This window comes from Sphingosinicella sp. (assembly GCF_052387495.1).
GTDB lineage: Bacteria > Pseudomonadota > Alphaproteobacteria > Sphingomonadales > Sphingomonadaceae > Allosphingosinicella.
Genome location: NZ_JBQTJC010000149.1, coordinates 1 through 5891 on the forward strand (window position 1 = coordinate 1; position 5891 = coordinate 5891).

Annotated in this window: 6 protein-coding genes; 2 read left to right on the forward strand and 4 right to left on the reverse strand. The window is 69.0% G+C overall.

Annotation, left to right across the window (positions count from 1 at the left end):
- Positions 1 to 1302 (forward strand): hypothetical protein (locus ACT4N8_RS08390; RefSeq protein WP_444857681.1); only part of this gene is annotated, 1302 nt, incomplete at its 5' end.
- On the opposite strand, the gene ACT4N8_RS08395 is transcribed toward ACT4N8_RS08390, so the two are convergent.
- The 4 genes from ACT4N8_RS08395 to rplQ form a co-directional block, all read right to left on the reverse strand.
- A complete protein-coding gene (locus ACT4N8_RS08395) occupies positions 1257 to 1682 on the reverse strand; it encodes an SET domain-containing protein (protein ID WP_444857682.1) in 426 nt (141 codons plus the stop codon). The genes ACT4N8_RS08390 and ACT4N8_RS08395 overlap by 46 nt on opposite strands.
- Positions 1683 to 1826: 144 nt before the next feature.
- Complete coding sequence (locus ACT4N8_RS08400; protein ID WP_444857683.1) at positions 1827 to 4295, reverse strand: vitamin K epoxide reductase family protein; 2469 nt, start codon at positions 4293 to 4295, stop codon at positions 1827 to 1829.
- A 45-nt stretch (positions 4296 to 4340) separates the two neighbouring features.
- Positions 4341 to 4520, reverse strand: coding sequence for a hypothetical protein (locus ACT4N8_RS08405; protein ID WP_444857684.1), 180 nt, complete (start codon positions 4518 to 4520; stop codon positions 4341 to 4343).
- On the reverse strand, positions 4520 to 4942 hold the full coding sequence (rplQ, locus tag ACT4N8_RS08410) for a 50S ribosomal protein L17 (RefSeq protein WP_444857685.1): 423 nt from the start codon (positions 4940 to 4942) through the stop codon (positions 4520 to 4522). Before rplQ ends, ACT4N8_RS08405 begins: the two co-directional genes overlap by 1 nt.
- A gap of 227 nt (positions 4943 to 5169) precedes the next feature.
- Between rplQ and ACT4N8_RS08415 the strand changes: the two genes are divergently transcribed.
- Positions 5170 to 5643, forward strand: coding sequence for a ferritin-like domain-containing protein (locus tag ACT4N8_RS08415; protein ID WP_444857686.1), 474 nt, complete (start codon positions 5170 to 5172; stop codon positions 5641 to 5643).
- Positions 5644 to 5891: the final 248 nt, after the last annotated feature.

Sequence of the window (5891 nt, forward strand, 5' to 3'; positions counted from 1 at the left end):
ATGCGGTTCCTCGGAGTCACCGAAACCTGCGACCTCGCGGCGCTCTACCTGGCGCTCGCCGAGGACGGGCACGAGGTCCGCATCTCGATCAGCGAGCCGCTCGCCCAAGGCACTCTCACCGGGATGCTGCCCCGAGTCGCCGATTGGCGGGCGGAGCTGGATTGGGTGCGCGCGGCCGGGCCCGACGGCGTCATACTGTTCGAGGCGGTGTCGGAGGGGCTTGGAGCGCTTCAGGACGAGCTTCGTCGCGACGGCTTCAACGTCATTGGCGGCAGCGCCTACGGAGACCGTCTGGAGAATGACCGCGCTTTCGCCCAGCGTCTGCTGGCGGACCTGGGCCTATGCGTCGCCGTCACCCGGGAGTTTGACGATGCGGCGGCCGCGGACGCCTATCTCGCCGCGCGGCCCCGCCGCTATGTGCTCAAGTATAACGGCCCGGATTCCGGTGGGAATTATGTGGGCGATCTGGTCGACGGCAGCGACGTGCGGGCGATGCTCGCGATCCGCGCCGCGGGCGGCCTGCGTTCGCGCCCGGTCCTCATGGACCATATCGACGGCGTGGAGTTGGGCGTGGGCGCCTATTTCGACGGCGACAAATTCCTCGCTCCCGCCTGCCTCGATTGGGAGCACAAGCGTTTCTTCGCGGGCGACATGGGCGAGCTGACGGGCGAGATGGGCACGGTCGCGACCTTCGCGCGCAGCGAGGCCTTTTTCGATCGAACGCTGGCCCGGATCGCGCCCTTGCTGCGCGAGCACGGTCACGTCGGCTACGTGAACCTGAACACGATCGTGAACGCGGACGGGATCTGGCCGCTCGAATTCACTTGCCGATTTGGCTATCCCGGTTTCGCCATCCTCGATCCCTTGCAACAAACGGGCTGGGACGAGCTCTTCGCGATGATGATTTCGCGCCGGGCCGAGCGCTTCGAGGCAGCCGACGGCTTTTCGGTGGGGATCGTCCTCACCACCCCGCCCTTCCCTTACTCGCGCAAGGACGTGGACGAGCCGGTGGGGCTACCCGTCCGCCTGCCCGATCCGCTGGCGGCGGAGGATCGACGCCACTTCCATTTCGGCGAAGTCGGCTATCTCGATGGCAGGCTCGTCACCAGCGGCCTGTATGGCTGGACCATGGTGGTGACCGGCGTCGGCGCGACCATCCTCGCGGCGCGCGAGGAAGCCTATGCCCGCGCCGGGCGCGTCGTCGCCCCGAACCTGCGCTACCGGCTCGACATCGGCGAGCGGGTCGCGGCGGAGCATTATCCCAGGGTCGAAGCGCTCGGCCTGCTCGATGCCATCATGTAGCGCGGCGGATTGAGCCGTATCGCGTCGCAGATCGTCTGATAGTCCGAGGTCAGCTCCTCGCCTGCTGCCAGGTCCCGCGCCGCCACATCGTCGCCGAAGGCGATGCCATGCGAGAGGGTGTTCGGCTCGCTGCTGTGGTTGAAATGGCGGCCGTTGTCGCCGCACAGCACCCACAGACCCATGCCCTCATGCCAGGTCGAATAGGTGCGAATGAAGTCCTGCGTCGCTGGCGGGAGGCTCTCCAGCTCGGCGTTGGCATAGACCCGGTCCATCCGCGAATCGAAGCGCCAGACGAGCTGGCCCTTGCGGACCGGCTCGGTCAGGAACACGCCGATGCCTTGGATCGGGCTGGCCCTGAGCTCGGTATCGACCATCATCATCGCCGGCATCCCTCCGGTCCGGCGCGAAGGGCCGGGACCGCAGCCAAACTTTCGGCCTCGAATCCGGTTCCCCCTTTTCGTGTGGCGCGGCGGGGCGTGCGCGTAGGGCCCGTCTGAACGGCGGGAGCCGTCAAGCGGCGCACGCTAGCGAATGAGTCTGTCCCAACTCCCATAGCGCGCGCGGATCGATCCCCGGCGCAGCGACAGGATGATCAGCGCCAGGCCGAGGCCGACGCCCACCACGGTCTGCAGCGCCCCCGCCCCCGCCACGAACGGCATCGCCATCAGCGCCGCCCCGAGCGGGATCAGCAGGTAGCGCACCGTGCGCGCCACCTCGGCGGCGGCGACCGAAACCACGGTCAACGCCAGCGAGCCGATCAGATGGTCGGCGTCCGCCATCGTCCCTTCCGCGCCCAACGACACCCGCGTGAACAACAGCCACAGCCCGATCGCCGCGCAGATCGCGAGGTTCCAGGGCAGGTTCACGCCGCCCGCGACCATCTCGCGCAGCACCCCGCCCGGCCGCGCGTCGAATTCGTCCGCGCCGCCCCTCGCCTCGCCCTCGTCCGTATCGCCGGTGAAGAGGATGCGCAGGAAATTCTGCCCGGCCTTCACCCGCCGCCGGATGAACTGGCCCGATGCGATCAGCTCGTCGAGCGAATAGGGGATCTGGATCAGGATCGCCGCCGCGCCGATCAGGGCAATGATGCTCCACGTCCCGATCACGATCGGCTGGATGATGATGAACAGGATCGAGACCACGCCCAACGGCGCGATCATGATCCCGAACAGGATCACCAGCCAGGGCATGGTCCGCCAGCGTCGGGTCGAGCCGACCAGGCCGGTGACGATCTCCAGCGCATAGGTGTAGCCGCCCAATGCCGCGTCCGGAATCGGGAAGGCGCGCGAGACCGACGAGGTGATGATCTCCTCGGTTCCGTTCTGCGGATCGGCGGGGTCGCCGGCGAAGAACGGGTCCCAGACGTTCGGGATATGGCCGAGCTGGTAGGCGGCGAGGTAGCGCGAGACGAACAGGCCGACGATCGCCAACGCGATGATCGGGATGCGCTGCGACCAGGTCGAGGGATTGTAGCTCCAGCCCGGCGGGCGTTCCGGCCCGGCCAGCGCCGCCACCGGCGACACGCCCGGATCGGGCTTGCTCGCCAGCGCGAGGCCGAAGATCAACATGCCCGCCAGCGTGTCGGAGAGATAGGCGGCCGGGTTCGCCGTCCAGAACAGGAACGGGATCGCCATCACCGCCGCGCCGATTCCCGCGCAGACCCAGCGCGCCCAGCTTATTCGCCACGACAAGGCCAGCCCGGCGAACAGCATCAAGGCAAGGCCGAGCCCGAGCTCCGCCCGCGCCAGCCAAGGCTCGCCGACGCCGATCAGCAAAGGCTGGGTCACCAGCCAGGCGCCGAGCGCCATGTTGACGAAATGCGCCCAGCGGAAGGCGCCATGCTCGGTCTTCATCCGCGCCTCGTGGCGGTCGCGCAGCTCGGCCGGGTTGAAGCCCAGCTCCGCCGCCTCCTTCAGCCATTCGGGCGGGGTTACATTGTTGCGCTCGTACCAGCCCCTGGGATCGCGCTTCAGCGCCGCGATCATCGCCGGCAGCTCGTCCTTCAACCGGTGGCGCGGGCGCCAGCCGAGCGCCGCCTCCGCGCGCGACACGTCGAGCGCATAATGATCGTCCGCCATCCGCACCATGAACGGCTTCACGAAGGGCGGCTCGTCCTTGTCGATCGCGTCGGGGATGACCGGCTCGAGCTTCTCCATCGCCCAGGCGCCCGCCGCCGCGACCGGCTTGGGCAGCCGCAAGGTCGGCCAGTCGTCGACGCCATGGAGGAGATAGCCGATCTCGTCCTGCAGCGCGTCGTAGCCGATCGCCTCGGGCTCGCCGATCAGGAGTTCGGTGCGCTTGGGCAGTTCGGCGCGCCGGTCGACCGTGCGGCGGATCGCGTCGCGCATGTCGTCGCGGTGGAGCATCGCCTGCCCCGCCTCGGTCGAGCCCGAATAGAAATAGCTCTGGAAATCGCGCTCGAAGATGCGCGCGATCTGCTGCGCCAGGGTCGGCACCATCGTCGCTTCGTCATAGACCCCGGCGAGGCGCAGGATCGCGACCGGAATGTCGCCCGCCTCCTCCTTGATCGCCGCCTCCGCCGCGGCCTTGGATTCAGGGTACGCCCAGCGCGGCCCGATCGGGCTCGCCTCGTCGATCCGCTCGCCCGGCCGCCCCGGAGCATGGACCAGCATGGTGCTCGCGTGGAGGATTTGGCAGACCGCGAAATCGCGGAGCGCCCGCACCAGCAGCCGCGAGCCCTCGACGTTGAGCTTGTCGGAGAGGGGATGGGGTTCGCCGCTGAAGTCGAAATGGGCGGCAAGGTGGACGACGCTGGCGATCTCCCCGCCGAAGCGCTCGCGGACTTCGCCGAGCGCGGCTTGAATCGAGCCCGCGTCGGTCAGATCCGCCTTGAGGATCGGAAAGTCTTCTTCCGAGGCCTCCACGTCGAGCCCGACGACGCGATAACCGTCGGCCAGCGCACCGCCGATCGACCGGCCGAGATTGCCGGCCGCGCCGGTGATCAGGACGAGGGGCTTCGCTGCATCCGCCATGCCGAACGCCAACCCGCGGGAGCGGGACGGCGTTCCGCCCGGCCGCTAGCGCAGCTTCGCGATCTTCAGCCCGTCGGCGCGGGCGCGGTCGCGGATCGATTCCTCGCTCCGCGTCATCGCGCGCGAGATCGCCTTGAGCGCCATGCCCTTCCTGGCGAGCAGATGGAGCTTCTGGATCTCGTCGCTGGTCCAGGGCTGGCGGTGGCGTTCAAACCGCTCCGCCATCAGGCGGCTTCGGGCTCGAACTCGTCGTCCATGACCGGGCCCGAATCCTGGCCCTTGGCGTCGACGTCGCGGTCGACCAGCTCGATGATCCCCATCGGCGCCGCGTCGGAGGCGCGCAGGCCCGCCTTGAGCACGCGGGTGTAGCCGCCGGCGCGGTCGGCATAGCGGGGCGCGAGCACGTCGAACAATTTGGTCAGCTGCGTATCGTCGAGCAGCCGCGCGTGCGCCAGCCGGCGGTTCGAAAGCCCGCCTTTCTTCGCGAGCGTGATCAGCTTCTCGACATAGGGCCGGAGCTCCTTCGCCTTGGGGAGCGTGGTCGTGATCTGCTCGTGCTTGATCAACGCGGCGGCCATGTTGCGGAACAGGGCGGCGCGGTGGCTGGAGGTGCGGCCGAGCTTGCGGCCGCCGACGCGATGGCGCATCCAAGTCTTCCTTCGTTCGTCCGGAGCCCGTGTCAGGCAGCTCCGGCCAGGCCGTCGAAAAGGGGGACGGCCCAAACCCCGAAACGCAAAAGCGAGGCCGAACGGCCCCGTCTCGCCGCGCTCCCAAAGCGGATCGCCGCCGAAAAGTCAAGCCGCGCCGCCCTCCCCCGGAGCCAAGTCCCGCCCGGCGCGTTTCTGATGCACCCCTTTGTTTTCAGGAGCTTGCCATGGCCCACGATCACGACATTCTCGTCTTGAACGATCTCATCACCACCACGATCGACAGCGCCGACGGCTTCGAGCGCGCCGCCGAGGACGCCCAGAGCGGCCGCTTCTCCGCGCGCTTCCGCGAGTTCGCCGCCGAGCGCCGCCGGGCCGTCGCGATGCTGCAGGACAAGGTCCGCGGCTTCGGCGGCACCCCCAATGACGACGGCTCGCTCACCGCCGGCCTCCACCGCCGCTGGCTCGATCTCAAGGCGGCGATCACCCAGAACGACGTCGGCGACGCGCGCGACAGGGCGGTGATCCAGGAGGTCGAGCGCGGCGAGGACTGGCTCAAGAGCAAATATGATGCGGCGCTCGACGACATCGCGCTGTCGAAGGAAGCGCTCGACGCGATCGGCGATGCCTATCGCTCGGTCCGCGCCGGCCACGACACGGCGAGCCGCCTCAAGCACGAGCTGGAGGGTTCGCCCGCCTGACCGGAGCCAATCGGGGCGTCCGCCGTTTTATCCCCCGGCGGGCGTGCCGGTCCTAGGATGAGCAGGTCGCCCTGTCCCCCGGACAGGGCCTCGCCGTGTGGGACACGGCGAACCTGCTCATGACAGCGCTCACCGGGGCGGGGCCGCCGCGGCGGTCCCCGCCCGACACGTGTCCGCCCGCCGGCCAGTAGCGCACGTCCGGCCCCTCCAACCCCACCGTCATGCACCCGCGCCGGGCCCGGATACGC

Bases quoted from the DNA above. Each gene is read 5' to 3' on its own strand.
- ACT4N8_RS08400 (WP_444857683.1), bottom strand. From the start codon at position 4,295: ATGGCGGATGCAGCGAAGCCCCTCGTCCTGATCACCGGCGCGGCCGGC.
- ACT4N8_RS08415 (WP_444857686.1), top strand. From the start codon at position 5,170: ATGGCCCACGATCACGACATTCTCGTCTTGAACGATCTCATCACCACC.
- rplQ (WP_444857685.1), bottom strand. From the start codon at position 4,942: ATGCGCCATCGCGTCGGCGGCCGCAAGCTCGGCCGCACCTCCAGCCAC.
- ACT4N8_RS08405 (WP_444857684.1), bottom strand. From the start codon at position 4,520: ATGGCGGAGCGGTTTGAACGCCACCGCCAGCCCTGGACCAGCGACGAG.
- ACT4N8_RS08395 (WP_444857682.1), bottom strand. From the start codon at position 1,682: ATGATGATGGTCGATACCGAGCTCAGGGCCAGCCCGATCCAAGGCATC.